This is a genomic window from Pseudomonas sp. NPDC089428 (genome assembly GCF_044749325.1).
Lineage (GTDB): Bacteria > Pseudomonadota > Gammaproteobacteria > Pseudomonadales > Pseudomonadaceae > Aquipseudomonas.
This window is the reverse complement of sequence record NZ_JBIVHT010000024.1, coordinates 26,796-52,407: the sequence shown is the minus strand read 5'-3', so window position 1 is coordinate 52,407 and position 25,612 is coordinate 26,796. Positions and strand designations below refer to the sequence as shown.

The 25,612-nt window shown below is 63.0% G+C and carries 28 protein-coding genes and 1 pseudogene; 16 read left to right on the top strand and 13 right to left on the bottom strand.

Going from position 1 to position 25,612, the window contains the following annotated elements; all coding sequences use genetic code 11:
- Positions 1 to 121: 121 nt before the first annotated feature.
- Positions 122 to 985 (bottom strand): universal stress protein, encoded by an 864-nt coding sequence (locus tag ACIPZ5_RS26355; RefSeq protein ID WP_400811416.1) that lies wholly within the window; start codon positions 983 to 985, stop codon positions 122 to 124.
- Positions 986 to 1,138: 153 nt separating this feature from the next.
- Between ACIPZ5_RS26355 and ACIPZ5_RS26350 the strand changes: the two genes are divergently transcribed.
- Positions 1,139 to 1,756: a tRNA-(ms[2]io[6]A)-hydroxylase gene (locus ACIPZ5_RS26350; RefSeq protein WP_400811414.1), complete on the top strand. Its 618-nt coding sequence runs from the start codon at positions 1,139 to 1,141 to the stop codon at positions 1,754 to 1,756.
- A gap of 3 nt (positions 1,757 to 1,759) precedes the next feature.
- Here ACIPZ5_RS26350 and ACIPZ5_RS26345 read toward each other — a convergent pair whose 3' ends face one another.
- Positions 1,760 to 2,080 carry a YqjD family protein gene (locus tag ACIPZ5_RS26345; protein WP_261943400.1) on the bottom strand — a complete coding sequence of 107 codons (321 nt, stop codon included), beginning with the start codon at positions 2,078 to 2,080 and terminating at the stop codon, positions 1,760 to 1,762.
- 129 nt (positions 2,081 to 2,209) lie between these two features.
- On the opposite strand from ACIPZ5_RS26345, the gene ACIPZ5_RS26340 reads away from it, so the two are divergent.
- Positions 2,210 to 2,473 (top strand): hypothetical protein, encoded by a 264-nt coding sequence (locus tag ACIPZ5_RS26340; protein ID WP_027920628.1) that lies wholly within the window; start codon positions 2,210 to 2,212, stop codon positions 2,471 to 2,473.
- Between the two features lie 9 nt (positions 2,474 to 2,482).
- Here ACIPZ5_RS26340 and ACIPZ5_RS26335 read toward each other — a convergent pair whose 3' ends face one another.
- The gene (locus tag ACIPZ5_RS26335; protein ID WP_261943401.1) at positions 2,483 to 2,971 is read right to left on the bottom strand and encodes an LEA type 2 family protein; all 489 of its coding nucleotides are present in this window, start codon (positions 2,969 to 2,971) and stop codon (positions 2,483 to 2,485) included.
- Positions 2,972 to 3,106: 135 nt separating this feature from the next.
- Here ACIPZ5_RS26335 and ACIPZ5_RS26330 point away from each other — a divergent pair.
- The 3 genes and pseudogenes from ACIPZ5_RS26330 to ACIPZ5_RS26320 form a co-directional block, all read left to right on the top strand.
- Positions 3,107 to 3,613 (top strand): annotated as a pseudogene (locus ACIPZ5_RS26330) (RNA polymerase sigma factor); the annotation flags it as partial.
- 4 nt (positions 3,614 to 3,617) lie between these two features.
- Positions 3,618 to 4,493 (top strand): FecR family protein, encoded by an 876-nt coding sequence (locus ACIPZ5_RS26325; RefSeq protein ID WP_400811411.1) that lies wholly within the window; start codon positions 3,618 to 3,620, stop codon positions 4,491 to 4,493.
- Positions 4,494 to 4,622: 129 nt separating this feature from the next.
- Positions 4,623 to 7,046 (top strand): TonB-dependent siderophore receptor, encoded by a 2,424-nt coding sequence (locus ACIPZ5_RS26320; protein ID WP_400811417.1) that lies wholly within the window; start codon positions 4,623 to 4,625, stop codon positions 7,044 to 7,046.
- Between the two features lie 114 nt (positions 7,047 to 7,160).
- Here the strand turns inward: ACIPZ5_RS26320 and ACIPZ5_RS26315 are convergent, their stop codons facing one another.
- Positions 7,161 to 8,051 carry a LysR family transcriptional regulator gene (locus tag ACIPZ5_RS26315; protein WP_400811409.1) on the bottom strand — a complete coding sequence of 297 codons (891 nt, stop codon included), beginning with the start codon at positions 8,049 to 8,051 and terminating at the stop codon, positions 7,161 to 7,163.
- A gap of 103 nt (positions 8,052 to 8,154) precedes the next feature.
- Here ACIPZ5_RS26315 and ACIPZ5_RS26310 point away from each other — a divergent pair, with 103 nt between their 5' ends.
- The 6 genes from ACIPZ5_RS26310 to ACIPZ5_RS26285 all read left to right on the top strand — a co-directional run bounded on the left by ACIPZ5_RS26310 (position 8,155) and on the right by ACIPZ5_RS26285 (position 13,658).
- Complete coding sequence (locus ACIPZ5_RS26310) at positions 8,155 to 9,234, top strand: extracellular solute-binding protein (RefSeq protein ID WP_400811408.1); 1,080 nt, start codon at positions 8,155 to 8,157, stop codon at positions 9,232 to 9,234.
- Positions 9,235 to 9,259: 25 nt separating this feature from the next.
- Complete coding sequence (gene speB / locus ACIPZ5_RS26305) at positions 9,260 to 10,222, top strand: agmatinase (protein WP_400811406.1); 963 nt, start codon at positions 9,260 to 9,262, stop codon at positions 10,220 to 10,222.
- 135 nt (positions 10,223 to 10,357) lie between these two features.
- Complete coding sequence (locus ACIPZ5_RS26300) at positions 10,358 to 10,675, top strand: hypothetical protein (protein WP_400811404.1); 318 nt, start codon at positions 10,358 to 10,360, stop codon at positions 10,673 to 10,675.
- Positions 10,676 to 10,718: 43 nt separating this feature from the next.
- The gene (locus ACIPZ5_RS26295; RefSeq protein ID WP_343596751.1) at positions 10,719 to 11,867 is read left to right on the top strand and encodes a PQQ-dependent sugar dehydrogenase; all 1,149 of its coding nucleotides are present in this window, start codon (positions 10,719 to 10,721) and stop codon (positions 11,865 to 11,867) included.
- A gap of 87 nt (positions 11,868 to 11,954) precedes the next feature.
- On the top strand, positions 11,955 to 13,064 hold the full coding sequence (zapE, locus tag ACIPZ5_RS26290) for a cell division protein ZapE (protein ID WP_400811402.1): 1,110 nt from the start codon (positions 11,955 to 11,957) through the stop codon (positions 13,062 to 13,064).
- A gap of 12 nt (positions 13,065 to 13,076) precedes the next feature.
- Positions 13,077 to 13,658, top strand: a complete 582-nt coding sequence (locus tag ACIPZ5_RS26285) for a DinB family protein (protein ID WP_400811400.1) — start codon at positions 13,077 to 13,079, stop codon at positions 13,656 to 13,658.
- A gap of 22 nt (positions 13,659 to 13,680) precedes the next feature.
- Here ACIPZ5_RS26285 and ACIPZ5_RS26280 read toward each other — a convergent pair whose 3' ends face one another.
- From ACIPZ5_RS26280 to yegQ, 5 genes are all read right to left on the bottom strand, one after another.
- The gene (locus ACIPZ5_RS26280) at positions 13,681 to 14,679 is read right to left on the bottom strand and encodes an alpha/beta fold hydrolase (protein WP_400811398.1); all 999 of its coding nucleotides are present in this window, start codon (positions 14,677 to 14,679) and stop codon (positions 13,681 to 13,683) included.
- Positions 14,680 to 14,754: 75 nt separating this feature from the next.
- Positions 14,755 to 15,192, bottom strand: a complete 438-nt coding sequence (locus tag ACIPZ5_RS26275; protein ID WP_261943411.1) for a YqaA family protein — start codon at positions 15,190 to 15,192, stop codon at positions 14,755 to 14,757.
- Positions 15,192 to 15,620, bottom strand: a complete 429-nt coding sequence (locus ACIPZ5_RS26270; protein WP_261943412.1) for a DUF411 domain-containing protein — start codon at positions 15,618 to 15,620, stop codon at positions 15,192 to 15,194. Before ACIPZ5_RS26270 ends, ACIPZ5_RS26275 begins: the two co-directional genes overlap by 1 nt.
- Positions 15,621 to 15,634: 14 nt before the next feature.
- Positions 15,635 to 15,739: a hypothetical protein gene (locus tag ACIPZ5_RS26265; protein WP_400811397.1), complete on the bottom strand. Its 105-nt coding sequence runs from the start codon at positions 15,737 to 15,739 to the stop codon at positions 15,635 to 15,637.
- A gap of 43 nt (positions 15,740 to 15,782) precedes the next feature.
- Positions 15,783 to 17,147 carry a tRNA 5-hydroxyuridine modification protein YegQ gene (gene yegQ, locus ACIPZ5_RS26260; RefSeq protein ID WP_400811395.1) on the bottom strand — a complete coding sequence of 455 codons (1,365 nt, stop codon included), beginning with the start codon at positions 17,145 to 17,147 and terminating at the stop codon, positions 15,783 to 15,785.
- 129 nt (positions 17,148 to 17,276) lie between these two features.
- Between yegQ and ACIPZ5_RS26255 the strand changes: the two genes are divergently transcribed.
- Complete coding sequence (locus ACIPZ5_RS26255) at positions 17,277 to 18,341, top strand: AI-2E family transporter (protein ID WP_400811394.1); 1,065 nt, start codon at positions 17,277 to 17,279, stop codon at positions 18,339 to 18,341.
- 9 nt (positions 18,342 to 18,350) lie between these two features.
- Here ACIPZ5_RS26255 and ACIPZ5_RS26250 read toward each other — a convergent pair whose 3' ends face one another.
- On the bottom strand, positions 18,351 to 20,414 hold the full coding sequence (locus ACIPZ5_RS26250) for a TonB-dependent receptor family protein (protein ID WP_400811393.1): 2,064 nt from the start codon (positions 20,412 to 20,414) through the stop codon (positions 18,351 to 18,353).
- Positions 20,415 to 20,644: 230 nt separating this feature from the next.
- On the opposite strand from ACIPZ5_RS26250, the gene ACIPZ5_RS26245 reads away from it, so the two are divergent.
- The 3 genes from ACIPZ5_RS26245 to ACIPZ5_RS26235 are packed head-to-tail and all read left to right on the top strand — an operon-like array spanning position 20,645 to position 21,629.
- Positions 20,645 to 20,893, top strand: coding sequence for a helix-turn-helix domain-containing protein (locus ACIPZ5_RS26245; RefSeq protein ID WP_343596737.1), 249 nt, complete (start codon positions 20,645 to 20,647; stop codon positions 20,891 to 20,893).
- 9 nt (positions 20,894 to 20,902) lie between these two features.
- The gene (locus ACIPZ5_RS26240) at positions 20,903 to 21,274 is read left to right on the top strand and encodes a head completion/stabilization protein (protein WP_343596735.1); all 372 of its coding nucleotides are present in this window, start codon (positions 20,903 to 20,905) and stop codon (positions 21,272 to 21,274) included.
- Positions 21,267 to 21,629: a hypothetical protein gene (locus ACIPZ5_RS26235; protein ID WP_343596733.1), complete on the top strand. Its 363-nt coding sequence runs from the start codon at positions 21,267 to 21,269 to the stop codon at positions 21,627 to 21,629. The genes ACIPZ5_RS26240 and ACIPZ5_RS26235 overlap by 8 nt, the downstream gene beginning before the upstream one ends.
- Here the strand turns inward: ACIPZ5_RS26235 and ACIPZ5_RS26230 are convergent.
- On the bottom strand, positions 21,626 to 22,018 hold the full coding sequence (locus ACIPZ5_RS26230) for a helix-turn-helix domain-containing protein (RefSeq protein WP_400811390.1): 393 nt from the start codon (positions 22,016 to 22,018) through the stop codon (positions 21,626 to 21,628). The genes ACIPZ5_RS26235 and ACIPZ5_RS26230 overlap by 4 nt on opposite strands.
- A 201-nt stretch (positions 22,019 to 22,219) precedes the next feature.
- Between ACIPZ5_RS26230 and ACIPZ5_RS26225 the strand changes: the two genes are divergently transcribed.
- Positions 22,220 to 22,525, top strand: coding sequence for an ogr/Delta-like zinc finger family protein (locus ACIPZ5_RS26225; RefSeq protein WP_343596778.1), 306 nt, complete (start codon positions 22,220 to 22,222; stop codon positions 22,523 to 22,525).
- Between the two features lie 43 nt (positions 22,526 to 22,568).
- On the opposite strand, the gene nuoN is transcribed toward ACIPZ5_RS26225, so the two are convergent.
- Complete coding sequence (gene nuoN, locus ACIPZ5_RS26220; RefSeq protein WP_261943416.1) at positions 22,569 to 24,038, bottom strand: NADH-quinone oxidoreductase subunit NuoN; 1,470 nt, start codon at positions 24,036 to 24,038, stop codon at positions 22,569 to 22,571.
- Between the two features lie 7 nt (positions 24,039 to 24,045).
- A complete protein-coding gene (nuoM, locus tag ACIPZ5_RS26215) occupies positions 24,046 to 25,578 on the bottom strand; it encodes an NADH-quinone oxidoreductase subunit M (protein WP_261943417.1) in 1,533 nt (510 codons plus the stop codon).
- Between the last annotated feature and the right edge of the window lie 34 nt (positions 25,579 to 25,612).

Genomic DNA, 25,612 nt, shown 5'->3' with positions numbered 1-25,612 from the left:
TAGTGTGGGGTTTCCCCATGTGAGAGTAGGTCATCGTCAAGATTCATTTCGCAAAACCCCTATCTGCACATGCAGGTAGGGGTTTTGTCTTTCTGCCGTTCACGGTTTATCTAGGCGCACTTCAGCCCCGGGCAAGCTCCGCCAGGTGCGCCGTCGCTTCTTCGCTCTTGAGCACCAGCACATCGCCTTCCAGCGAGTCGAGCACCACTTCTGCGGTATTGCCGATCAGGGCGCCCGATATCCCGGTACGGGCAACCGTGCCAATTACCGTGACCACCGCATCCAGTTTCTTTTCGGTATAGGGTATCAGCACATCCGCCGGCCCCTCCGCCACGTGCAGGCGCTCTTCACTGATATCGAATTCGGCCTGAAACGCGCTGCAGGCTTCCCGATAGCGCTTCTCGATGGTCTCGCTCAGCTGGTACACAGGGTCAGACGCAGACAGCATGGGGGAGGGATGTGCACTGACCACATGCAGCTCGCCCTTGGCCAATCCGGCAATGGCGTAGCCATGGTCGATGATGCTGGCATGCAGCCGACGATGATCCTCGTCCTGGTTGCCCACATCCACTGCTGCGAGGATCACGCCACCTGTCCAGGGGCGCTCGCTCTTGACCATCAATACCGCGCAGGGACACTGGCGCAACAGCTTCCAGTCGGCCGGGGTCAGCAGCGCCTTCTTCAGCGGATTATCCGGCCGATGCTCCTTGATGACCAGCTCACAACCTTCGGCTTGCTGCACGGCAATGATCGATTCATGCAAGGTGTCATGCCAGGCCTGCTCATGGGTGACATTGTCATAGCCATCATCATGCAACTGGCTGCCGAGCAGGCTAAGTAGCGCGCTGTGGTCATGTTTCTTGTCGCACATCAACAGATGCAGGCGGGCACCGGTCACGCCGGCAATCAGCTTGGCCCGCGTCAGTGCTCGGCTATGGGCATGGTCGGGGTCAAGGACGACGAGGATGCTGCGGACGGCTTGCATGGCGTTAACTCCCTTCAAAGGTGGCGAGCAATGCCTGACTATAGTCGGCGCCCCTCGCGTCGCCGCTTGATGTACATCAAGCATAGTCACTGGTGCTACCCGTTGCCGTCGGTATAATCGCCGGTCCTGCCCGTCCAGTGTGGTTGTTCGCTTATGTCGCTGATCCCCGAAATCGATGCCTTCCTCGGCTGCCCGACTCCAGATGCCTGGATCGAAGCGGCACTCGCCGACCAGGAAACCCTGCTGATCGACCACAAGAACTGTGAGTTCAAGGCCGCCAGCACCGCCCTGAGCCTGATCGCCAAGTACAACACCCACCTGGACCTGATCAACATGATGTCGCGCCTGGCCCGTGAAGAGTTGGTGCATCACGAGCAGGTACTGCGCCTGATGAAGCGGCGCGGCGTGCCGCTGCGGCCGGTGTCGGCGGGCCGCTATGCGTCTGGCCTGCGTCGGCTGGTGCGGGCCCATGAGCCGGTGAAACTGGTGGATACGCTAGTGGTCGGTGCATTCATCGAAGCCCGCAGCTGCGAACGCTTTGCAGCCTTGGTGCCACACCTCGATGAAGAGCTTGGCGCCTTCTATCACGGCTTGCTGAAAAGTGAGGCGCGGCACTATCAGGGCTACCTGAAACTGGCCCACCAGTATGGCGACGAGGCGGACATCGCCCGCCGCGTCACCCTGGTGCGTGAAGCTGAAGCCGAACTGATCCAGTCACCGGATCAGGAGCTACGTTTCCACAGCGGCATCCCGATGGTGCAAGCGGCCTGACGCTCAGTGGCGGCGCCCCAGCAGCAGGCCAATCACCAGGCCGAAGCCCGCTGACACCGCCACCGTCTGCCAGGGATGGCCACCGATATAGTCCTGGGTGGCATCGACCACCGGTTGCGCCTTGGCACGTACCTGGCCGGCGGCCTCGCGTGCCTGGCGCAGTTTCAGGCTGACCTGTGCACGCAGGGTCTCGGCTTCTTCGCCAACCAGCGCGGCGCTTTCGTTGAGCAGCTTTTCCGATTCTTCGATCAATACCTGAAGCTCACTGAACACCTGGTCCTTGATCTGATCACTGTCGGCCAGTGCGGCGGTTTTACGGGCCATGAACACGTCCTCGTCGATGGGGTGGTTTGAACAATGGATGCCAGCGCGCCGGGAAAGTTGCGACGGCTTTGCCGATGATGCGACGTCACGGTGTAAGATAGCGGCCATTTTCAACAGGCAGGTACCTTCATGAGTTTCAATCTGGCCAACATGAGCTTCGAGGAACGGGCGCAGATCGAGGCAGAAAAGGCCCGGCTGTTCGAGATGTGGCAGAACAACCTGGGCAAGGCCAAGGGCGAAGCCGCGCGGTTGATCTCGGAAAAATCCCGGCGCAAAGGCAAGTGGGCAGAGTGGGTGCGCGCCGAGCTGGAGGGCATGTCGCCACCAGAGTACGCCAACATGGTGCGCAGCGAAGTCAACAAGATGATGGCCGCAGCCAGCGCCAATCGCTGATCTACCGCCTTACCAATACAGGCTGCCCTGCTTGGGCAGGTCCAGTTTGCCCTCGTCGGTGAAGCGCACCGTGCCCAATGGCCCGCCAGCCAGCTTGCCGCGTAGTTTGTAGGGCATTCCTTGCAGCGACTCGAGCTTGCCCAGGCCATAGGCCTGGCGCAGGAAGGCGAACGCAGTGATGCTCACTGGCACCACGATCACGGCTTCGTCGTAGCGGCCGATGTGCCCTTGCTGGTCACTGACCCCAGCGGCCAGCGGCTGTCCGTTGACCTCCAGGTTCAGCGCGACGCCGTTATAGTCGATGGCTGACTCGTTGGGGTTCTGCACCCTCATCTTCACCGCCATGCGCATTTCCAGCTCCTGCCCCGGCAGCGGCTCGATGCCGATCACACTGATGTTGAGTGGGTCGTGGGCCTGGAACAGCGCGCAGGCGTTGAGCCCGCTGGCCAGTATCAGCGCGAGCAGCAGGCGAAGGGAGCAGCGCAAACGGGCAGCCATGGGCGAGGTCCTCGCTGACGAAGTGTGTCCCCAGTGTGGCAAATGCACGCCAGCGTTGAAAGTGTCAGGCTTTATGAAAGATACTGTTTCTCATTAACGCCCGATAACTCCTCCTACTGGCAGTGCTTCTACCCAATGCTGACGTCACCCGTGTCCGGTCTGCTGGCGAGTTTCCAGGAGCACTACGACGACCTGCTGCAGTTTCTCACCCGGCGCATGAGCGACCGGCAGCGTGCCGCTGACGTGGCTCAGGAGACTTACCTCAAGCTGGTGAAGATCGACGAGCAGGCGGTGCCGGTGCTGCATGCGCGCAGCTTCATCTTCCGCGTGGCCGGCAATCTGGCCATCGATGCGCTGCGCCGCGAACAGCGTATCGCCGCCAGCCATGAGGGCAGCGATGGCGCAGGGGAGGTTGCCTGCCCGGCGCCTGCTCCAGAGGCCGCATTGCTGGCCCGCGAGCGCCTGCAGTTGCTCGACGAAGCCCTGCTGCAGTTGCCCGGCAATGCTCGCCAGGCGCTGCTGCTCAACCGTGTCGAGGGCCTGACCCAGGCGCAGATCGCACAACGACTGGGCGTTTCCGAGAGCATGGTGGCAAAATACATCGGCCAGGCCCTGCGCCATTGCCGCGACTGGCTCAAGCACAACCATGACTGATACTTCGACTATGCACGCTCCCCAGCCGATCAGCGACGTGTCCGACGATGCCCTCGACTGGCAGGTACTGCTGCACTCGGGCAATGCCAACGCCGGCGACCAGGCGCGCTACCAGCGCTGGTGTCAGCTGAGCCCGGCGCATGCCGAGGCGGCGCGAGAGGCCGAAGCGCTGTGGCAGGATCTTGGTCATACGCCGACTGCCCAGCTGTTCGAGGCATCGCCTGCACGCCGTAGCAAGCGGCACTGGGCAACGGGCATCGCCGCCTCGCTGGTGCTGCTGGTTGCAGGCTACAGTGGCTGGCAACAGGCGCCGGTGTGGCTGGCGGACTATCACACCGGCATTGGCGAGCAGCGCAGCATTACCCTGGCGGACGGCTCGCGGGTGGTGCTCAATAGCGGCAGCGCCCTCGACGTGGCCTTCAGCGCCCTCGAGCGCAGGGTGACGCTGCAGGCGGGTGAGGCGCTGTTCGAAACCGCCGATGATCCCCGGCCCTTCGTGGTCGAAACCGCCGGCGAGCCCGTGCAGGGCAGTGCGGCAACCTTCAGTGTGCGCCGAGACGGCCATGTGGTGCTGGCCAAGGGCGAAGCGCGAAGCGGTGAGCACAGCTTGGCCATTGCCGCCGATGCCAGCGCACAGACTGCCTGGCAGCGCGGCAAGCTGATTTTCAATGGCAAACCGCTGGGGCAGGTACTGGCCGAACTCGAGCGCTACCAGCACGGTCGCATTCTGCTGTCCGACCCCAAACTCTCGGCACTTGAGGTCAGCGGTGTGTTTGACCTGAACGAGCCGCACGCCCTGTTGCGCACCCTGGAGCAGCGCTACGGCCTGACAGTCACCTATCTGCCGTGGCTGGCCGTGGTGCATTGAGTTTGTAAAAAATAATCGAAACTTTTTTCATTTGGCACTGCAAGTTCCTGCAAGCCAGATCGTCGTAGTGGGACTGATCAGCAACCCATTCTCAATTACGACTTGTCTGGAAGCTCATTCGTGCCTCTTTTGCCCAAGCCCACTCACCGTCGCGGCGCTCGCCTCCACCACGCCTTGATCTCCTGCAGCGCCCTTGCCATGCTCGCCGGCCCCCTGCAGGCATGGGCCGCTACCGACGTACACGCACAGGTACAGGCCCGCCAGGTTCAACTGGACCTACCAGCACAGCCCCTGGATCAGGCCCTGACTACATTTGCCGATCAGGCCAGTCTGCACTTGCTGTACACCACCGGGGATGTGGCAGGCTTGCGCAGCCCGGCGCTGCAAGGCAGCTACAGCATCGAACAGGCACTGCAACTGCTGCTGGCCGGTAGCGACATGGCCTGGCAGTTCAACGATGCCCGCACCGTCACCCTGCGCAAAGCCGAGCCTGCAGCGCAGGCGGTCAACCTCAAGCCTATCGAAGTCAGCGTTGCCTCGCGCACCAGCACCGCCATCAGCGAAATCCCCGGCACGGTGTGGGTGGTGGATCAACAGCAGCTGCGTGAACAGATCGACAGCGGCGTCAGTCTCAAGGAGGCCATCGGCAAGCTGGTGCCAGGCCTGGACCTGGCGCCCGAAGGGCGGACCAACTATGGCCAGAACATGCGTGGGCGCAATGTGCTGGTGATGATCGACGGTGTCAGCCAGAACAGCTCGCGTGGCTTGTCGCGCCAGTTCGACAGCATTTCTCCGTTCAACGTCGAACGCGTCGAGGTTCTGTCCGGCGCCAGCGCTCTCTACGGCGGCGGCGCCACTGGTGGCATCATCAACATCGTCACCAAGAAGGGCGAGCCGGGCCCGGCACGCTTCGAGACCCAGCTCGGTGCCAGCAGCGGTTTCAACAACAGTGATGACCTGGCCACCCGTTTCGCTCAGTCGATCAGCGGCGGCAACGACAGGATCAATGCGCGACTGGGGGTATCCGGCGAGCAGAACGAAGCCTTCTACGATGGCGCGGGCGAGCAGATCTTCATCGACAATACCCAGACTGACCTGCAGTACAACCGCACCCTCGACGTGCTGGGCACCCTTGGCCTGACACTCACCGACGCGCAAAACCTCGACCTGCTGGCCCAGTACTACGACTCCGGCAACCATGGCAGCACCGGCATCTACTTCCCCAACCTGAACTACAACGCCCCCTCCGACCTGGAGGACGCCGAATTGCGCAGTGGCTACGCCTCCGACCTGGAGCCGCGTACCCGGCGCCTGTTGCTCAACGCCAACTACCATCACACCGATGTACTGGGCCAGGATTTCTACCTGCAGGCCTCGTACCGCAAGGAAGACGACAACTTCTACCCGTTCCCGTACTACAACCGTGCCACGCCAACCGGTTCGCGTGGCGTGTACTTCGCCGCTTCGCAGCAGAACTTCGAGGTTACCAGCCTCAAGGGACTGTTCGCCAAGCAGTGGGATACCCTCAAGCTGACTTATGGCGTCGACCTGGATCGCGAGCGCTTCAATGCCGACCAGACCACCTTCGATGCCCTGACTTCATCCCAAAGCGGCGGCCTGGACCTGGAAAAGCAGAGCAAGGCCGAGCGTTACCCCAGCTATCGGGTCGATGGCGTTTCGCTCTACGCCCAGCTCGATTGGCATGCCAGCGACAACCTGACCTTGTCCGGTGGTGCCCGACGCCAGCAGATGGATGTGGATGTCAGCGACTTCAAGGGCGTACCCGGTGGCAGTAACGACTATCAAGTCGACCTGTACAACGTCGGCGCCATCTACGACTTCAAGAACGGCCACCAGGTGTGGACCAACTACGGCGAAGGCTTTGACCTGCCGGACCCGGCCAAGTACTACGGCAAGCCTGGGCTGAGCGTGGCGGACAACCCGCTGGCCGGTATCAAGAGCCGCCAGGTCGAGCTGGGCTGGCGCTATGCCGACCTGGATTGGGACGCGCAGGCAGCGCTGTACTACATCTGGTCGGACAAGATCATCAACGTCGACTCGCAAACCCTGACCATCAACGTCGAAGACCAGAAAAGCCGCGACTTCGGCTTCGAGGGCGCGCTGACCCGGCATTTCCAGACGGGCTGGGAGGCAGGCGGTACCCTGCACCTGACCCGATCCGAGGAAGAAGACGCCGACGGCGACTGGATCAAGCGTGATGCCCGCTATGCCTCGCTGTCCAAGGCCACTGCGTTCGTCGGCTGGAAGGGCGATGGCCGCAGTGCGCGGCTGCAGGCCAACCATGCGTTCAGCCTGAAGGACGATGCCGAACACGAAATCGACGGTTACACCACGTTTGACCTGTTGGGGAGCCAGGATACCGGCTTCGGCACCTTCAGCGCGGGGATCCAGAACTTGCTGGACAAGCAGTACAGCACGGTCTGGGGGCAGCGGGCGACGCTGTTCTATTCGCCGACCTACGGGCCGGCCTATCTCTATGACTACCAAGGTCGGGGCCGTACCTACACGCTGACCTGGAGCATGGCTTACTGATTGTTGTTGCCTGACATGGCCTCTTCGCGGGGCAAGCCCGCTCCCACAGGTTCATCACAACCTCAGGCCGCGTGCGATACCTGTGGGAGCGGGCTTGCCCGCGAAGCGGCCATGTCAGGAGAACGCTGCCAGCAAATCCTCTGCAAATGCTGCCTGCGCCTCCCCAGGCACCTGCGCCCGGTGCCGCGCCAGAGTGAACGGAACCACAAAATCCAGCCCCGGATCCAGCCCCCGCAACACCCCCTGAGCCTCCCAGCTCGCCGCGCAGTGACATGGCAGATAACCAATATGCTTCCCTGACAGGATGAACGTCAGCACGCTCTCGATCTGTTCCGCCACCGCCATGCTGCGCTGGCTCTGGAACGGCTCGCCGCCTTTGAGAAAGCGGTAGGGATGGCGTACCTGATCGGCTTCCAGCAACTGTTCGAGCGCCACCTCGGCCACGTCGAACAGTGCATGGCCCTTGGCGCAATACAACCGCTGGCGTTCCTCGAACAATGGCTGATAGTCGAAAGCCGCCTGGTTGCCGGAAAAGTAGCTGATCGCGTAATCCAGCCGTTGCTCCAGCAACAGTCGCTCCAACTCTGCCGGTGGCGCGCTGATCAATTCCAGCTGCACCGACTCGTCTCGTTCACGAAAGCATGAAATGGCCGAGGCCAGGCGCAGGCTCACCGCTGAGTCCTGGTTCTCCGCCATGCCTACCCGCACCGTCCCCAGCAGGCGCCCGGCCACGCCGTTGGCCTGTTGGCGAAACAGCTCGATGTTCAGCAACAGCCCACGGGCTGCCTCCAGCAGCAACTCGCCCTTGTCGGTCAGGCGAAAGCCACTTTTTCCGCGGCTGCACAGGCGGTAGCCGAGCCGCGTTTCCAGCTGCGCCATGCGCTGGCTGATGGTGGGCTGGCTCAAGCCCAGTACGCCCTGGGCGGCACTGAAGCCGCCGGCCTCTACTACAGTGACGAACAGCCGCAGCAGGTGCAGGTCGGGGTCGTGCAGTTGTCCGAGCATCACATTGCTCCCGATGAATGTCAGCTTTGCAAACTTGCCATTCTTGCAATGTTACCCGGCTGGCATGCTGGCGGCATCCACCCATTCGCCCGAGGTGTCCGTCATGCGTCGATCGTTGTGCCTGTTGTCCCTGATCCTGGCCTTGCCGCTGCAGGCCGAAGAAAAGGTCGTCAATCTCTACAGCTGGGCCGACTACGTTGCCCCGGAAACACTCCAGCGCTTCGAACGGGAAGCCGGCTACAAGGTGCGTTACGACACCTTCGACACCACCGAAGTCCTGGAGACCAAGCTGCTCACCGGCCGCAGCGGCTACGACGTGGTAGTGCCGTCAGCCACTGTGCTGGCCCGGGCGCTCCAGGCCAATGCCCTGCAACCGCTCGATGCGCAACGCATGCCCGGCTACGCCAACCTCGACAAGGACCTGCTGGCCAAGCTGGCCGAGACCGACCCTGGCAACCGTTACGCCGTGCCCTATACCTGGGGAACCCTGGGGCTGGGGGTGAATGTCGAGGCGGTGCGCCAGCGCCTGGGTGATGTGCCGCTGGACAGCCTCGACCTGTTGTTCAAGCCCGAGTACGCCAGCCGCCTCAAGGAATGTGGCATCGCCATGCCGGACTCGCCGCAGGAAGTGATCGGTGTCGCGCTCAACTACCTCGGCAAGGACCCCTACAGCCAGGACAAGGCTGACCTCACGGCGGCGCAGAACCTGCTGAACCAGCTGCAACCGTCGGTCAGCTATGTCGCCAATGGCCGGCAGATCAATGACCTGGCCAATGGCAGCGTATGCCTGGCGCTGACCTACAACGGCGATGCGGCCATGGCCGCCGACCAGGCGCGCCGCGCCGGCAAGCCGTTCGAGCTGATCTACCGCATCCCTCGCGAAGGCACGCTGGTGTGGCAGGACAACCTGGTCATCCCCAAGGACGCCCCGCACCCTGAGGCTGCTCGGGCCTTCATCGCTTTCATGCTCAAGCCAGAGTCGGTGGCAGCGTTGACCAACACGCTGTTTTTCGCCAACGCCAACCAGGCAGCGACGCCTCTGGTCGATGAGGCCGTGCGCAATGACCCGGATATCTACCCACCTGCCCAGGTACGTGAGCGGCTGTACGCCGATCGCAGCATGGCGCTGTCCGACCTGCGCCAGCGCAACCGGCTGTGGACGGCCTTCCGCAGCCGCCAGTGACCGATAAACACAAAGGAACCCAACCGTGGATAAAGCCCAGAACAACGACCAGGCCATGACCCGTGACAGCCTGTACGGTACCGCAGCGGAAAGCACCTACGCCGGTATTACCAGTTTCTCCCGTCGCCGCTACAGCCGCGACTTGCGCGGGGTGGATGTGGTGGTCAGCGGTGTGCCGTTCGACACCGCCACCAGCAACCGCCCTGGCGCGCGCTTCGGGCCGCGCGCGATCCGCGCCGCCTCGGTGCAGCAGGCCTGGGCCCGCCACTGGCCCTGGGCGTTCGACCCGTTCGACCACCTGGCCGTGATCGACTATGGCGACTGCGCCTTCGACAGCGGCACCCCACACTCGGTACCGGACAGCATCCAGGCCCACGCCGAGCAGATTCTTGAGGCCGGTTGCGCCATGCTCACCCTGGGCGGAGACCATTTCATCAGCTACCCGCTCCTCAAGGCCCATGCCCGGCGCCATGGCCCGCTGGCGCTGATTCATTTCGATGCGCACAGCGACACCTGGCCGGACGACGAGGGGCGTATCGACCATGGCACCATGTTCTGGCATGCCGCGCGGGAGGGGCTGGTCGATCCGTCCTGCTCGGTGCAGGTCGGCCTGCGCACCACCAATGACGACAGCCAGGGCTTCGCCATTCTCGATGCCCGGCAGGTGCACCGCCAGGGGACCGAAGCGATCATCGCGGCGATCCGCCAGCGGGTCGGCGATCGGCCGGTGTACCTGACCTTCGACATCGATTGCCTCGATCCGGCCTATGCGCCCGGAACGGGTACCCCGGTGTGCGGTGGCCTGAGCACGGTACAGGCGCTGGAAATCCTGGGCGGCCTGCGCGGCATCAACCTGGTGGGCATGGACCTGGTGGAAGTTGCGCCGGCCTATGATCATGCCGATATCACCGCACTGGCCGGAGCCACCCTGGCCATGGAGATGCTGTGCCTGTATGCGGCGCGGCACAAGGTCGACATTGCCCGGTGATCGGCGAGCCTGGTGGGCAACGCCATCAGGCCCATACTGAAACATCAGGAATCGCATTCACCCTTTTGCCGCGAACCCTTCGCGCCTTAGGCTATCCAAATGCTCAAGGCGCGCTTTTCGTACAGGAGGTGAAGCATGAATCGTACATTGCCCACCCTGGTCATCGGCCTGCTGCTGTGCCTGCCGGTGCAGGCTGCGCCCGTGCAGCCGTTGCAGCTCGCCGCCAGCAACAACAACCCGTACAACAGCCCGATCCAGCGCGCCAACCCCAACAGCCGCCAGGGCAGCATGCCGGCCACACCGCCGGTGCGCGCCCCGTCCACCGAGCCCATCTACCGCACGCCCAGCCTGGACAACCGCGGCATTGGCAACGGCGACAACATGCGCCGCCAGCAGCAGGCGCCGAACCTGGACCCCGCGCGGCCGCCGCGTGATACCCAGCGCGTGCCCTGAGCGCCACACGCTAGAAGCCCCACTCGCTAGAAAGGAATGCTGCATGATCCGAATTACCTGGCTGACGACCCTGACCGCTGCAGCACTGCTGCCCCTGATGGCCCAAGCCGCCCCCGAGCAGCAGCTTCCCAGCGAGGAAGGGCAACTTACCGTCAGCACCGTGACCGACGGCCTGCGCAACCCTTGGGCGCTGGCATTCCTGCCGGGTGGCAAGGACATGCTGGTCACCGAGCGCCCCGGCAACCTGCGGGTGGTCAGCGCCGAAGGCAAGGTCGGCCCGCCCATCAGCGGCGTGCCCAAGGTCTGGGCCGAAGGCCAGGGTGGTTTGCTCGACGTGGTGCTTTCGCCTCAGTTCGCCAAGGACCGCACGGTGTACCTGTCGTATGCCGAGGAGGGCAGTGATGGCAAGGCCGGCACGGCAGTGGGCCGTGGCCAGCTGTCCGAGGACCGCGCCCGGCTGGAAAACTTCAGCGTGATCTTCCGTCAGCAACCCAAGCTCTCTGTAGGCAACCACTTCGGCTCGCGGCTGGTATTCGACCGTGACGGTTTCCTGTTCATCGCCTTGGGCGAGAACAACCAGCGCCCGACCGCCCAAGACCTGGACAAGCTGCAGGGCAAGGTGGTGCGGATCCTGCCCGACGGCGAAATACCAAAAGACAACCCCTTCGTCGGCAAGCAGGATGTGCGCCCGGAAATCTGGTCGTTCGGCCACCGCAACCAGCAAGGGGCGGCGCTCAACCCCTGGACCGGCAAGCTCTGGACCCACGAGCACGGCCCGCGCGGTGGCGACGAGATCAACATACCGGCGCCGGGCAAGAACTATGGCTGGCCCATCGCAACGCACGGTATCAACTACTCGCTGCTGCCGATCCCCGAGGCCAAGGGCAAGCATGTCGACGGCATGGTCGACCCCCACCATGTCTGGGAGAAGTCGCCCGGCATCAGCGGCATGGCCTTCTATGACAGCCCGACCTTCAAGGCCTGGGATCACAACCTGTTCATAGGTGCGCTGGTGGGCCAGGAACTGATTCGTTTGCAACTCGATGGTGACAGGGTCGTTCATGAAGAGCGCTTGCTGGGCGAGTTGAAGGCGCGTATTCGTGATGTGCGGGTAGGGCCTGATGGCTACCTGTATGTGCTGACCGATGCCAAGGATGGGGCGTTGCTGAAGGTGGGGCTGAGCGAAGGCTGAAACCGTTTTTTAGTACCCGTGGTAGCGGGCTTGCCCGCGAAGGGGCCAGTGCAGACAATGGAGCTCTAACAGGCCAAGCCAGCTACTATGCCCCTCGACCCGCAGTCCCTTTATCATCAGGCTCTCACTGAACAAGGTTTTGCTCATGACCCGGCTCAGGCTCAGGTTGTCATGGCCCTGCAAACCGCTTTCGAAGCCTTGGAAAATGGCCGTGCCACCCAGGGCCTGTACCTCTGGGGGCCGGTCGGCCGTGGCAAGACCTGGCTCATGGACCTGTTCCACCGCTGCCTCAGCGTCCCGTCCCGGCGCCAGCACTTCCATCACTTCATGGGCTGGGTGCACCAGCGCCTGTTCCAGCTCAACGGCACAGCCGACCCCTTGAAAGCGCTGGCCCGGGAACTGGCCGGGCAGATCCGGGTGTTGTGCTTCGACGAACTGTTCGTCAGCGATATCGGCGATGCGATCATCCTCGGCCGCCTGTTCCAGGTGCTGTTCGATCACGGTGTGGTGGTCGTCGCCACCTCCAACCAGCCGCCGCAACAGTTGTACCGCGACGGTTTCAATCGCGAGCGTTTCCTGCCGGCCATCAGCGCCATCGAGCGGCACATGCAGGTGCTCTCGGTGGCAGGCGAACAGGACCATCGCCTGCATCCGGGTGCGCAACGCCAGCGTTACTGGGTGGCGGAGGAGGGGACCACGGGCGGTGCGCTGGCAGCGGTGTTCCAGCAGCTCAGCCCGCATGACCCCGGCAGCAACGCGCCACTGCAAATTGGCTCGCGGCAGATCGAGGTGATCCGGCGCAGCACCCAGGCTGTCTGGTGCCACTTTACCGAGCTGTGCGAACGGCCTTTGGCCGTCATGGAGTTCATGGCCTTGTGCGATCACTTCCCGGCGATTCTGGTGGAGGGCATCCCGGCCCTGGGCGGTGAGCAGCGCAACGGGCGCATTGCCCGCGGCACCGAGGATGGCGCGGCGCGTGTGGTGGCAGGCGACCGTGAGCTGCCAAGGCTGTCCCCCAAGGATGACGCCGTGCGCCGTTTCATCGCCCTGGTCGACGAATGCTACGACCGCCGGGTGGCGCTGTACCTGGAGGCGCAGGTTCCGCTCGATGCGCTCTACACTCAAGGGTATCTGGCGTTCCCGTACCAAAGGACCCTGAGCCGGCTACGGGAGATGCAACTGCAACGCTTCGCCTGAAGGAGCCGAACCATGGAGCCGCTGTCGCATCATCTGCTGACCCAGGCCTACAACAATGGCTGGGCCAACCACCGCCTGTACAAGGCCTGCCTGCAACTGACCCACGACGAATTCGTCGCCCCCCGCTGCAGCTTCTTCCCGTCGATCAAGGCCACCCTCAACCACCTGCTGACGGTGGATTGGTTCTACCTCGACATGCTCGAGTGCGAACAGCGCGGAGAGCCGCCGAACCCGGATGGCGAGCGCTTCTTCGAACCGGAGCAACCGTTCGCCACCTGCACCGACCTGCATGCCGAGCAGGCCCAGGCTGACCACCGGCTGATCGCCTATTGCAGCCTGTTGCAGGATGCTCAACTGGAGCGCTATGTGAGCATCGTGCGCCCGCAACGGATCCAGCGCGAACAGCGCCTGCGCCTGCTGGCGCACCTGTTCGAGCACCAGATTCATCACCGTGGCCAGGTGCATGCGATGCTCAGCGATACTGCGGTGCGGCCGCCGCAGCTCGACGAGTTCTTCTGTGAAGAGGAAGCCGACCTGCGGGCTTTGGATTTTGCCGAGCTCGGCTGGACTGAAGCGCAGGTCTGGAGAGTGTAGGGGGCGCACAGCATTGGCCCGCTTAGCGCCCGAGCCACTCCACCAGTGTCCGGTTGAAGCGCCGTGGCTCCTCGATCTGCGGCGCATGCCCCATGCCCTCGAAGGTCACCAGCTCGCCCTGTGGAATCAGCTTGGCGACCCGCGGCCCCAGTTCCTGGTACTTGCCCAGCTTCGCCTTCACCTCAGGCGGGGCGATGTCGCTGCCGATCGCCGTGGTGTCCTGGTCGCCGATCAGCAGCAAGGTCGGCATCTTCAGGTCCTTGAACTCGTGATACACCGGCTGAGTGAAGATCATGTCGTAGATCAACGCCGAGTTCCACGCCACCGCCTCATGCCCCGGCCCCTGGTTCAGCCCCACCAGCATCTGCACCCAGCGTTCGTACTCAGGCTTCCAGCGCCCGGCGTAGTAGGTCTTGCGCTCATATTCGCGCACGCCTTGGGCATCGAGCTTGAGTTCGCGGGCGTACCACTGGTCCACGGTGCGGTACGGCACACCCAGGGCTTTCCAGTCTTCCAGGCCGATGGGGTTGACCATCGCCAGGCGCTCGACCTGCTGCGGATACATCAATGCATAGCGGGTAGCGAGCATGCCACCGGTGGAGTGGCCGAGCACGATGGTCTGCTTGACGCCCAACTGCTCGAGCAGGGCGTGGGTGTTCACCGCCAGTTGCTGGAAGCTGTACTGGTAATGGGCCGGCTTGCTGGAGGTGCAAAAACCGATCTGGTCGGGGGCGATCACCCGATAACCCGCTTGGCTCAAGGCGTCGATGGTGGTCTCCCAGGTGGCGGCACAGAAGTTCTTGCCATGCATCAGCACCACGCTGCGGCCATTGGCCTGGCCTTGGGCAGGCACATCCATGTACCCCATCTGCAGGTGCTGGCCTTGGGACTGGAAGTCGAAATGCTTGAGAGGGTGAGGATAGCTGAAGCCTTCGAGCTGTTTGCCATAGGTGGGCGATTCGGCGGCGATGGCCGGGGCGCCGACGAGGCAGGCCAGGGCCAGGGCGGTTGCGCGCAGCATGGGGGCACTCCGTGTAGGACCATGTAGGAATTGGCGACTGTAGCAGTCAGTGGAATACCTTAAACGTTAAAGGTGTTACCAGGCATGAAACCAGCCCAGGGTAATCATCGCCACGACGATATAGCGCCCGCCCTTGGCCAGGGTCACCAGCAGCAGAAAACGCCAGAACGGCTCACGCATGAGGCCGGCAATCAGGGTCAGCGGATCGCCGATCACCGGCATCCAGCTCAACAGCAGCGACCATTGCCCCCAACGTTGGTAACGCTGTTGCGCGCGCTCCAGCTGGCTGGCGCTGAAGGGGAACCAGCGCTTGTCGCGCAGGTGCTCGATGGCTCGGCCGAGCAGCCAGTTGACCACCGAGCCAAGCACGTTGCCCAGGGTGGCGACCAGCAGCAACGTCAACCAGGCTTCGGGCTGGCGCAGCAGCAGGCCGACCAGTACCGCCTCCGATTGCAGCGGCAGCAGGGTCGCGGCACCGAAGGCGCTGAGAAACAGCGCCCAGAGGCTCAGCATCAGTAGCTGGCGACCACGGTGTCCTGGCCATCCTGGGTCACACCGATGACCTGGTAGGCATCCTTGTGGTCACCCATTTCCATGCCGGGCGAACCCATGGGCATGCCCGGCACGGCCAGGCCCTTGAGGTCGTTGCGCTTGGCCAGCAGGCGCACCTGTTCGGCGGGCACATGGCCTTCGACGAACTTGCCGTCGATCACCCCGGTGTGGCACGACGCCAGGCGCGGCGCCACACCCAGGCGCTGCTTGACGGCGCTCATGTTCGGCTCGACGTGGTCGTTGACGGTGAAGCCGTTGTCGCGCAGGTGGCTGATCCAGGCCTTGCAGCAGCCACAGTTGGGATCGCGATAGACATCAATGGTCTCGGCGGCCTGGGCCAGGCCGGTGATGGCCAGCAGGCCGAAGGTGATCAGGTGTTTACGCAGCATGGTCGAACAACTCCTTAGAAACGCAGGCGGATGCCTGCCACCAGACAGGCCTGGTCGGCGCGGTTGCCGTGCAGGCGCTCTAAGCTTAACCCGACATAGGGCGCGAAACCCCGGCTCATATCGTAGCGCAGGCCGCCGACCAGTTCCCACCACGGGCGCCTGTCAGCTGGCTGAGGTGCTGATTACAGCCTTGTGAGGCGCCTGTTCAGCGTTGTCCAGGTCGCGCATCAGCAGGCCGTACTCAAGGGCAACCTGCTCCGGAATCGGCAGGTACACCACATGGCCGTCGCCAGGGGCCACCTCGATGGCCTGCTGCTGGCGGTCGAACAGGCGGTGCAGGTCGAAGTGGTAGTTGCCACGCGGGGTCATCAATTCCAGGTGGTCACCCAGGGCGAAGCGGTTCTTCACCTTGACTTCGGCCAGGCCATCGACGCGCACACCGGTCAGTTCACCGACGAACTGCTGGCGCTCGGACAGCGAGTTGCCGCGCAGGTAGTTCTGGTATTCATCGTGCACGTGGCGGCGCAGGAAGCCTTCAGTGTAACCGCGCTGCGCCAGCGATTCGAGGTCGTCCATCAGGCTCATGTCGAACGGCCGCCCGGCCGCAGCGTCGTCGATGGCCTTGCGGTAGGACTGCACGGCCCGGGCGCAGTAGAAGTGGCTCTTGGTGCGCCCTTCGATCTTCAGCGAATGCACGCCCATGACCGACAGGCGCTCGACGTGCTGGATGGCCCGCAGGTCCTTGGCGTTCATGATGTAGGTGCCATGCTCGTCCTCGAAGGCCGGCATCTCGCTGCCAGGGCGATTGCTCTCCTGCAGCAGGAAAACCTGCTCGGTGGGTGCGCCCAGGCCCAGCGTCGGTTCGACCACGCGAACGATGTCGCCGGTGGCGTTTTCCGTGGCTGGCGTAGCCTCGTACTTCCAGCGGCAGGCATTGGTGCAAGTGCCCTGGTTGGCATCGCGCTTGTTCAGGTAGCCGGACAGCAGGCAACGGCCGGAGTAGGCCATGCACAGTGCGCCGTGGACGAACACTTCCAGTTCCATGCCCGGTACGTGCTGGCGGATCTCTTCGATTTCTTCCAGTGACAGCTCGCGCGACAGGATGACCCGGCTAAGGCCCAGCTGCTGCCAGAACTGCACGCTGGCCCAGTTCACCGTATTGGCCTGCACCGACAGGTGTACCGGCATCTGCGGAAAATGCTGGCGCACCAGCATGATCAGGCCCGGGTCGGACATGATCAGCGCGTCGGGTGCCATCTCGATCACGGGCGCCAGGTCCTTGAGGAAGGTCTTCAGCTTGGCGTTGTGTGGGGCGATGTTGACCACCACATAGAAGCGCTTGCCCAGGGCATGGGCCTCGGCGATGCCCAGCGCCAGGTTGGCGTGGTCGAATTCGTTGTTGCGCACTCGCAGGCTGTACCGTGGCTGGCCGGCGTACACCGCGTCGGCACCGTAGGCGAAGGCATAGCGCAGGGTCTTGAGGCTGCCAGCGGGGGCAAGCAGTTCGGGCTTGGCGGGTAGGTTCATGGGCGCACCGGGGCAAAGGCGCGGATGCTAACGGTTGATCGGGGGCATGGCATTGATTTGAATCAAGGTCAGGGTGGCACTTTTGCGCAGGTGGCGTGCACTAATGACCATGACACCTGAGGAGCCGCCATGAACCACGATGCCCTGCAGAACAAAGCGCTGGCAGTACTACTGACACTGGTGACCATCGCCTTCGTGTGGATCCTGCTGCCGTATTACGGCGCCATCTTCTGGGCGGTGATTCTCGGCATCCTGTTTGCCCCGTTGCAGCGTCACCTGCTGATCCGTTTCGGCCGTCGCCGCAACCTGGCAGCGCTGAGCACCTTGCTGGTGTGCCTGTTGGTGGCAGTGCTGCCGGTGATCATCACCAGTGCCCTGCTGGTGCAGGAGGGCGCTACCTTGTACCAGCGTATCGAAAGCGGGCAGTTGGACATCGCTGGCTACGTCGAGCGCGGCAAGGACATGCTGCCGGCCTTTGCCCAGCACGGCCTGGACCGCATGGGCATGGGCAACCTGGACGGGCTGCGCGACAAGATCACCAAGTGGGCCACGCAGGGCAGCCAGGTGCTGGCCAGCCAGGCGTTCAGTTTCGGCCAAGGCACCTTCGAGTTCCTGGTGAGCTTCGGCATCATGCTTTACCTGCTGTTCTTCTTCCTGCGCGAAGGTGCCGACGTGGCGCGCCGGGTACGCCTTGCGGTGCCGCTGCCGGAGCACCAGAAGCGCCGCCTGCAGCTGAAGTTCAACCGGGTGGTGCGGGCCACGGTCAAGGGCAATGTGCTGGTGGCCATTACCCAGGGTGCGCTGGGTGGTTTGATCTTCTGGGTGCTGGATATCCCCAGCGCGTTGGTGTGGGGCGTGCTGATGGCGTTTCTGTCACTGTTGCCGGCGGTGGGCGCGGGGATCGTCTGGGCGCCGGTGGCAGCGTACTTCCTGCTTACGGGTGCGATTCTGCCAGGGGTGATCCTGACCGCGTTCGGGATACTGGTGATCGGCCTGGTGGACAACCTGCTGCGGCCGATACTGGTGGGCAAGGACACGCGCATGCCCGATTACCTGATCCTGGTGTCCACCTTGGGCGGGCTGGCGGTATTCGGGCTCAATGGCTTTGTGATCGGGCCGCTGATCGCGGCGTTGTTCGTCTCCAGCTGGGGGATTTTTGCCGCGACCAAGCCACAGGTGCAACTACCGTCCTGAGGCGTTCTGTCAGCGGAAGCTGTACGAAACCCCGGCATAAACGGCAAAGCCTTCACCCGGTGTCGAGCGGGCGACGTCCTGCCCGGCATCGTCGTACCCTGGAGTCACGGTCGCTGCGTAGCGCTTGTTGGTCAGGTTGCGCAGGTCGAGCCAGGTTTGCCAGTCCTGTTTCGGCGAGTCCCAGCCAAGGCGCGCGCCGAGCAGGGCATAGGCATCGGCGTGGTAGCTGTTGGCGTAATCCACCTGCACCTTCGACGCCATTTGTGTGTTGACCCCGGCGTAGAAACCGCTCGGCCAGTCGTAGCGCAGTTCGGCCTGGTAATAGTGCATGGGAATGCCGGGCAGGCGGTTGTCATCGAACTTGTCGTCGTCGCGGTAATGGAAGTCGCTGAAGGTGTAGGCCTGGCGCAGGCTCAGCCTGCCAGTGCCGGGTTGCTCCCAGAGGATGCTGGCCAGGCCGGCCTCGACGCCCTGGTGCACGGTAGGGCTGGCGTTGAACTCCTTGAACGGCAAGCCTTGCACCACTTCAACGTTCAGCAGCTCATGACGCACTTGCGAGTAGTACCAGGCCAGGTCCCAATGCCCCAGCGCCGAATCGCCGCGAGCGCCCAGCTCCAGGGTAGTGGCGGTCTGGTTCTGCATCTTCATGGGCTGGTTGTTGACCGGCGCACTCCAGACCAGAGACCACGGATGCGGTGGCTCCACCGAACGGCTGAGGTTGCCGAACACCTGCAGGTCCGGGCGAATGTCGTAGCGCAGGCCAACGCGTGGCGCATAGTCCCAGTCATGCTGACTGACCTTGCCACCACTGGCCGGGTAGGTGACATCGCTTTCACGGCGGGTGTAGATCATCGCAAGGCCCGTGGTCAGCCACAGGTCGGGGATCAGCTCCAGGTCGTTGCCGGCATGCAGCACGGTGTCCGAACCCTGGTAGGTGAAGTCACGGGTGCGGGCGCCGACGACATCATTGACCCGCGAAAACTGCGAGGCGCCACTGTTGGGCAGGTGCTTGGTGGTGCGCCAGCCGACGGTGGTCTTGCTCTCGTGGCCTAACAGGGTGTCGCGACGGAAGTAGTTCAGTGTGCCGCTGACATCGGCGTAGGCCACCTTCAGGCGCATGGCGCCCTCGCGCAGGTCCATCGGGTAGTCGTGATAGACCAGCCCGGTCTCCAGGCGCGAATCGTCGTCGAGGTAGACGGTGGTCTTGTTGCCTACCCAGGTGCTGCCCGGTTGCGGGCGGCTGTCGTTGCGCGACAGGTAGCCTGGGTTCGCAGCGCGGGGGTCGTGCTTGATCTGGTCTTTGGTCAGGCGCCCGGCCAGTTCGTTTTCGGTTTCCCGGTAGCGCAGGTAGAAGCGTGTTTCCAGATTCGGGTTGAAGCGGTAGCCGACGTTGGCGGCGATCCCTTTCGAGCTGCCGCTGCTGTGCGCCTGATAGCCGTCGTACTCCGAGTCTGTCAGCGCCACGTAGTAGTCGAGGTTGCCAAGCACCTGCCCGGAACTGATCTGCCGGTGCTGGTAGCCGCGGCTGCCGGCTTCATAGCGCACCTGCAGCGGCGCGGCGTCATAGCCGGTGTGCGTCACGTAGTTGATGGCTCCGCCCAGGGCCAGCGAGCCTTGATCGAAGCCGTTGGCCCCGCGCAGCACTTCGGCACGGCTCAGCCACAGGGGTTCGAACAGTTCATAGGGCGTGCCGCCCGGGCCGGTCAACGGCAGACCGTCGAACATCGTGTACACCCCCGAGCCATGTGCGCCCGGCGCGCGGTTGATGCCCGAACCACGGATCGACAGCTTGATGCCGTCGTTGCCTGCCGATTGGGCGAACACGCCGGGCTGGTAGGCCAGCACATCCTGATTGCTGGCAACCCGGCCTTGTCCAACCTTGTCCATGTCCACCAGGTTGCTGGCGCCAGGCACTGCCCGCAAGCGTTCGCGGGCGTCGTCCAGTTCGCTTTGCTCTTCGTCTTTGATCAGCACCTGGCCCAGTTCGACCGCAGGGGCAGCCGTGGTTTGCTGGCTGACGGTGAAAATGGCCAGCAGACCAAGGTAAGACGAGAGGGGTAAAACGGGACGCATCGTACAACTCCAGGCGATAGTCGGATGGACAACGGCGTTGTGACGCACGAAAAGCTGGTCGAAGCACGGCGATAAGAAACTTTCCTGCGTAGTTCGAGTTGGACGTATGTGTACGAAGGTTCTTTACAAGTGGCACCGCTGGCACGGGCAGGGCGGGCATTCGTAAGGTGGACCCATAGGCGGCAGCACTGTCCGCTGCCGCACCTGGCGACTACTAGGGGAACTCAGCGATGGAAACCAACCTGCGACCGACACCTGAAGGCCATGCCGATGCGCCGATCCACCTGACACCGCGTGAGCAGCAAGTGTTGCTGTGGTGCGCCTATGGCAAGAGTTCATGGGAAATTGGCCAGATTCTGCAGTGCAAAGAGTCGACGGTGAATTTTCACGTGTCCAACCTGTTGCGCAAGTTTGATGTTCCCACGCGTGTAGCGGCGGTCATCAAAGCCATTCGCTACGGCATGCTGGCCGAGCAGTGAGGGGACGATATGCGTGCAGAAGACCTGACACCGCCAACAAGGACCGAGCCGTGCTTCAACCCTTCACGGTTCCCCGATTGTCACGATCCATTCTGGCCACGCATCGAACTGTGCGTACTGCGCGAACGCCTGCAGCTTGACGGGAAGGTCAGTGAAGCCCGCCTTGCATTGGCCGTGCGTTGCGCGGCAATCGATGCCGCCAACGAATTCGCCAGCTGGCGCAGCGCATTGCGTAGTCACGGTTTCCGGCGTCTGGAAGATGTATCCGGGCATGCCAGTGGAAGGGCGCTGTCGGTCTGCTATCGCTCCTTTGTAGAGGCTGCGGTGAGGCGCAATCTATTGGGTGGGCCGACAGGACGTGGAGGGATTTCACATGGATGAACCCTATCTGATGGAAGCAGCCATCGCGGCATTCTACGAATTGCTCGATACCGAAGGCCGAGCCCTGTTTGGCGCGTTGTTGGGTGCCCTGCTGGTGAGCGCCGCCCGGGACCGTTTCATCATCGTTTCGCGCAAGCGCCTGTCGGGCCGCAAGCAGCTGTTGCTGGTGTTTCTGACGTTGGGCGTCGGCTACTTGTTCGAGCCTCTGCTTCACTCGCTGGCGCCCATGTTATCCCGGGGGATGGCAGCCTTTGCCGCAGCGGTGGTGGTCATCCCGATCACCCTGAAAGTATTGGTGTGGCTGGACTCGGTCGACCTGCGCGAGCTTGTCCAGCGCTGGCGCCGCCGCGGTTAGCCCGCGCCTGCGCCGGGCAAGTGCTTGGCCAGTTCCTGCATCTGCTGTTCCAGTTGGCGTATGCGTTGCTTGTCCTCGATGTGCAGAAGTACTGAATGGCGGTCTGCGTGGGAAAGCCCACGCAGCCGGGTGAGCACGTCGCTCTCCCAGCTGTCCTGGGTTTGCTCAGGCCGCTTGCCATCGCGCTCACCGAGTAATAGCCAATCCAGCGAACAGCCATGTTGCCGGGCCAGGTCTACGCACAATGAGTATGGAATGCTGTCGCGGACCTTCCAGCTGCTCAACGTCTGCGGACTGACCTCCAGGGTTCTGGCCAGTTGAACGTCGGTGCTGGAGCCGGTAATAAGCTTGAGGCGTGTCAGCACCGCTGCAAACAAGTGGCTACTCATAACAAATATCCATGACTGGTTTAATGACATTCCTTGGGCTTAGAATACTCTTAATGAATATATGCCCTTCGATTTGAGGAGATATCTTGGCATGAGATGCAATTTGATGAAAAAGCTTTCTATGAAAGTAGCCAATACTCGACCGAAGTATCGAGTTTTCTTACAGCATGTTTATTCGTGCGGCTTTTGCGGGTACACGGCGTGAGTACTTACAAGCTGGTCTGCCCACATTGCAACAGCCGTATGCGAATTCGTACCAGTGAAGGTCGGCATATCTTTCTGCGCATTGCCTACTTGCAATGTGTCAACGAGGCGTGTGGCTGGTCGGTGCGTGCGGAGTTTGAAATGACCCACGAACTTTCACCCAGTGGCATGCCCAATCCGGAAGTGCATCTGCCATCTGCCAGCAAAGAACTGCGCAGGTCTGCGCTGCAGCCACGCGGCGAAGTCTCGCCCGTCAGCCCGGGGTTGAAAGGCGCCGGCGAGGTGGCTGCCAGGCGCAGATAAAAAAACACCCCGCATGTGCGGGGTGTTTGTATTTCAGCTGCAATCAACCAAGCAGTTGCAGGCCAGCGTGCTGAACCATGTCCAGCAGCGGTTGCGGGTACACACCCAGGACGAAGGCGAGAATGGCGATGGCCAGCAGCATCACGCCACCGGTGCGCTGTTCCCACTTCAGTGGGGCGTCGTGGCGACGCAGGTTCGGCTCGACCAGGTACAGGGTGACCATGACGCGCAAGTAGTAGTACACACCGATGGCGCTACCGATCACCAGCGCACCGACCAGCCACCACAGCTGCGACTCGACGCCGGTGGCAATGATGTAGAACTTGCCGATGAAGCCTGCGGTCAGCGGAATACCCGCCAGCGACAGCATCATCACGGTCAGCACCGCAGTCAGGTACGGGCGGCGCCAGAACAGGCCGCGGTACTCGTACAGTGCGTCGGCGTCACGGCCGGCGTAAGGCGAGGACATCAGGGTGATGACACCGAAGGCACCGAGGCTGGTGATCACGTAGGTGACCAGGTACACGCCCATGGCCTCCAGGGCCAGGCCCTTGCTGGCGACCAGGGCGATGACCAGGTAGCCGAAGTGGGCGATGGACGAGTAACCGAGCAGGCGCTTGAGGTTGCTCTGGGTCAGCGCCAGCAGGTTGCCGATGAGGATCGACGCCACGGCGATCACGCCCAGTACGGTGCTCAGCACACCGCTGCTGGCAGCAGGCGAGAGCATGAACAGGCGCACGACCACGGCGAATACCGCAACCTTGCTGGCGGTGGCCAGGAACGCGGCGACTGGCGCTGGAGCACCTTCGTACACGTCCGGGGTCCACAGGTGGAACGGTACCAGCGACAGCTTGAAGGCCAGGCCGACCAGCATCATGCCCAGGCCCAGCTGGGCCAGCAGGCTTGGCATGCTGGTGGCAGCCAGGGCCTTGCCCAGCTGGTCGAAGGTCAGGCTGCCAGCGTCGGCGTACAGCAGGGCCATACCGAACAGCAGGAAGGCGGAACCTGCGGCCGACAGCACCATGTACTTGATGCCGGCTTCCAGCGAGCGCTTGTTGAAGAAGGCATACGCCACCAGTCCATAGACCGGAACCGACAGCAGCTCCAGGCCGATGAACAGACCGGCCAGGTGGTTGGCGCTGACCAGCACCAGGCCACCGAGGGCAGACATCAGCAGCAGCAGGTACAGCTCTTCACGGTTGCCTGGGAAGCCCTTGGAACCTTCGCCGAGGTAGGCGTGGGCGAGGGTGACGCAGGCTAGCGTGGCGACCAGGATGATCGCCATGTACAGGCAGGCGAACTTGTCGATGGTGATCAGCGAGGTGACCGCCAGTGGTGCGACCTTCAGCGCTGGCAGGATCGACAGCAGGGCCAGGTTCAGGCCCACGGTGGACAGCAGGAAGGTCTGCGAGTGATTGCGTTTCCAGGCGATCGCCAGCATCACCACCACCGTGGTGATGGTGGTGATCAGCATCGGCGCCAATGCGATGAAGTGTTGAGTGGTGAATTCCATAGCGCTCTTACCGGGCCGAAGCGAGTTGAGTGAAAGCGGAACCGAGCCACTGCTGCACGCCACTCATGGTGGCGGCAGAGGTGTCGAGGAACGGCTGTGGATACACGCCCAGCAGGATCAGCAGCCCGGCAAGGCCGAGGACCATGATCAGCTCGCGACCGTCCATGCCAGCCAGCACGGTGTCGGCCTTGGCCGGGCCGAAGTAGGCGCGGTGGATCATGATCAGCGAGTACACCGAACCGAACACCAGGCCGGTGGTGGCGATCACGGTGATCCACGGTACATGCACGAAGCTGCCGATCAGGATCAGGAACTCGCCGACGAAGTTGCCGGTGCCAGGCAGGCCCAGCGACGCGGCGGCGAAGAACAGGCTGATGGCCGGCAGGTAGGCAATGCGGTGCCACAGGCCGCCCATCTGGCGCATGTCACGGGTGTGCAGGCGCTCGTACAGCTGGCCGGACAGGATGAACAGCGCGGCAGCCGACAGGCCGTGGGCCAGCATCTGGATCACCGCGCCTTGCAGGGCCTGCTGGCTGCCGGAGTAGATACCGATCAGCACGAAGCCCATGTGCGAGACGCTGGAGAAGGCGATCAGGCGCTTGATGTCGGTCTGGGCGAAAGCCAGGAAGGCACCGTAGAAGATACCGATCAGGCCCAGGGTCATGGCGATCGGCGCAAACTCGGCCGAGGCGTTCGGGAACAGCGGCAGGGCGAAGCGCAGCAGGCCGTAGGCCGCAGTCTTCAGCAAGATACCAGCCAGGTCCACGGAACCTGCAGTCGGTGCCTGGGCGTGCGCATCAGGCAGCCAGGAGTGGAACGGCACCACCGGCAGCTTCACCGCAAAGGCGATGAAGAAGCCCAGCATCAGCAGGTACTCGGTACCGGCCGGCAGTTCGGCCTTGAGCAGGTCGCTGTAGTTGAAGGTGATTACGCCGGTGTTGGAGTAGTTGACCAGCACCAGGCCCAGGATCGCCACCAGCATGATCAGGCCGCTGGCCTGGGTGAAGATGAAGAACTTGGTCGCCGCGTAGATCCGGGTCTTCTTGCCGTCTGCAGAACTGTGACCCCAGAGCGCGATGAGGAAGTACATCGGCACCAGCATCATTTCCCAGAAGAAGAAGAACAGGAACAGGTCCAGGGCCAGGAACACACCGACCACGCCGCCGAGGATCCACATCAGGTTGAGGTGGAAGAAGCCGACGTGGCGCTGGATCTCTTTCCAGGAGCACAGTACCGACAGCACACCGAGCAGGCCGGTGAGCAGGATCATCAGCAGCGACAGGCCATCGAGGGCCAGGTGGATGCTGATGCCGAAGCGCTGGATCCACTGGACTTTGTATTCCAGGGCCCAGGCAGGCTCGCCACCCGGAGCGGGGGCCAGGGTGTAGTCGCCATTGGCCCACAGGTACAGGCCGATGCCGAGCAGCAGGGACATGGTCAGCAGCGCGATCCAGCGCGGCAGGGTGGCGCCGAAGCGCTCACCCAGCCAGCACAGCAGGCCGCCGATGAAGGGGATCAGGATCAGCCAAGGCAAAATCATGACGGGTTGGTTTCCTTTCGCAGAGTCGCAAGGT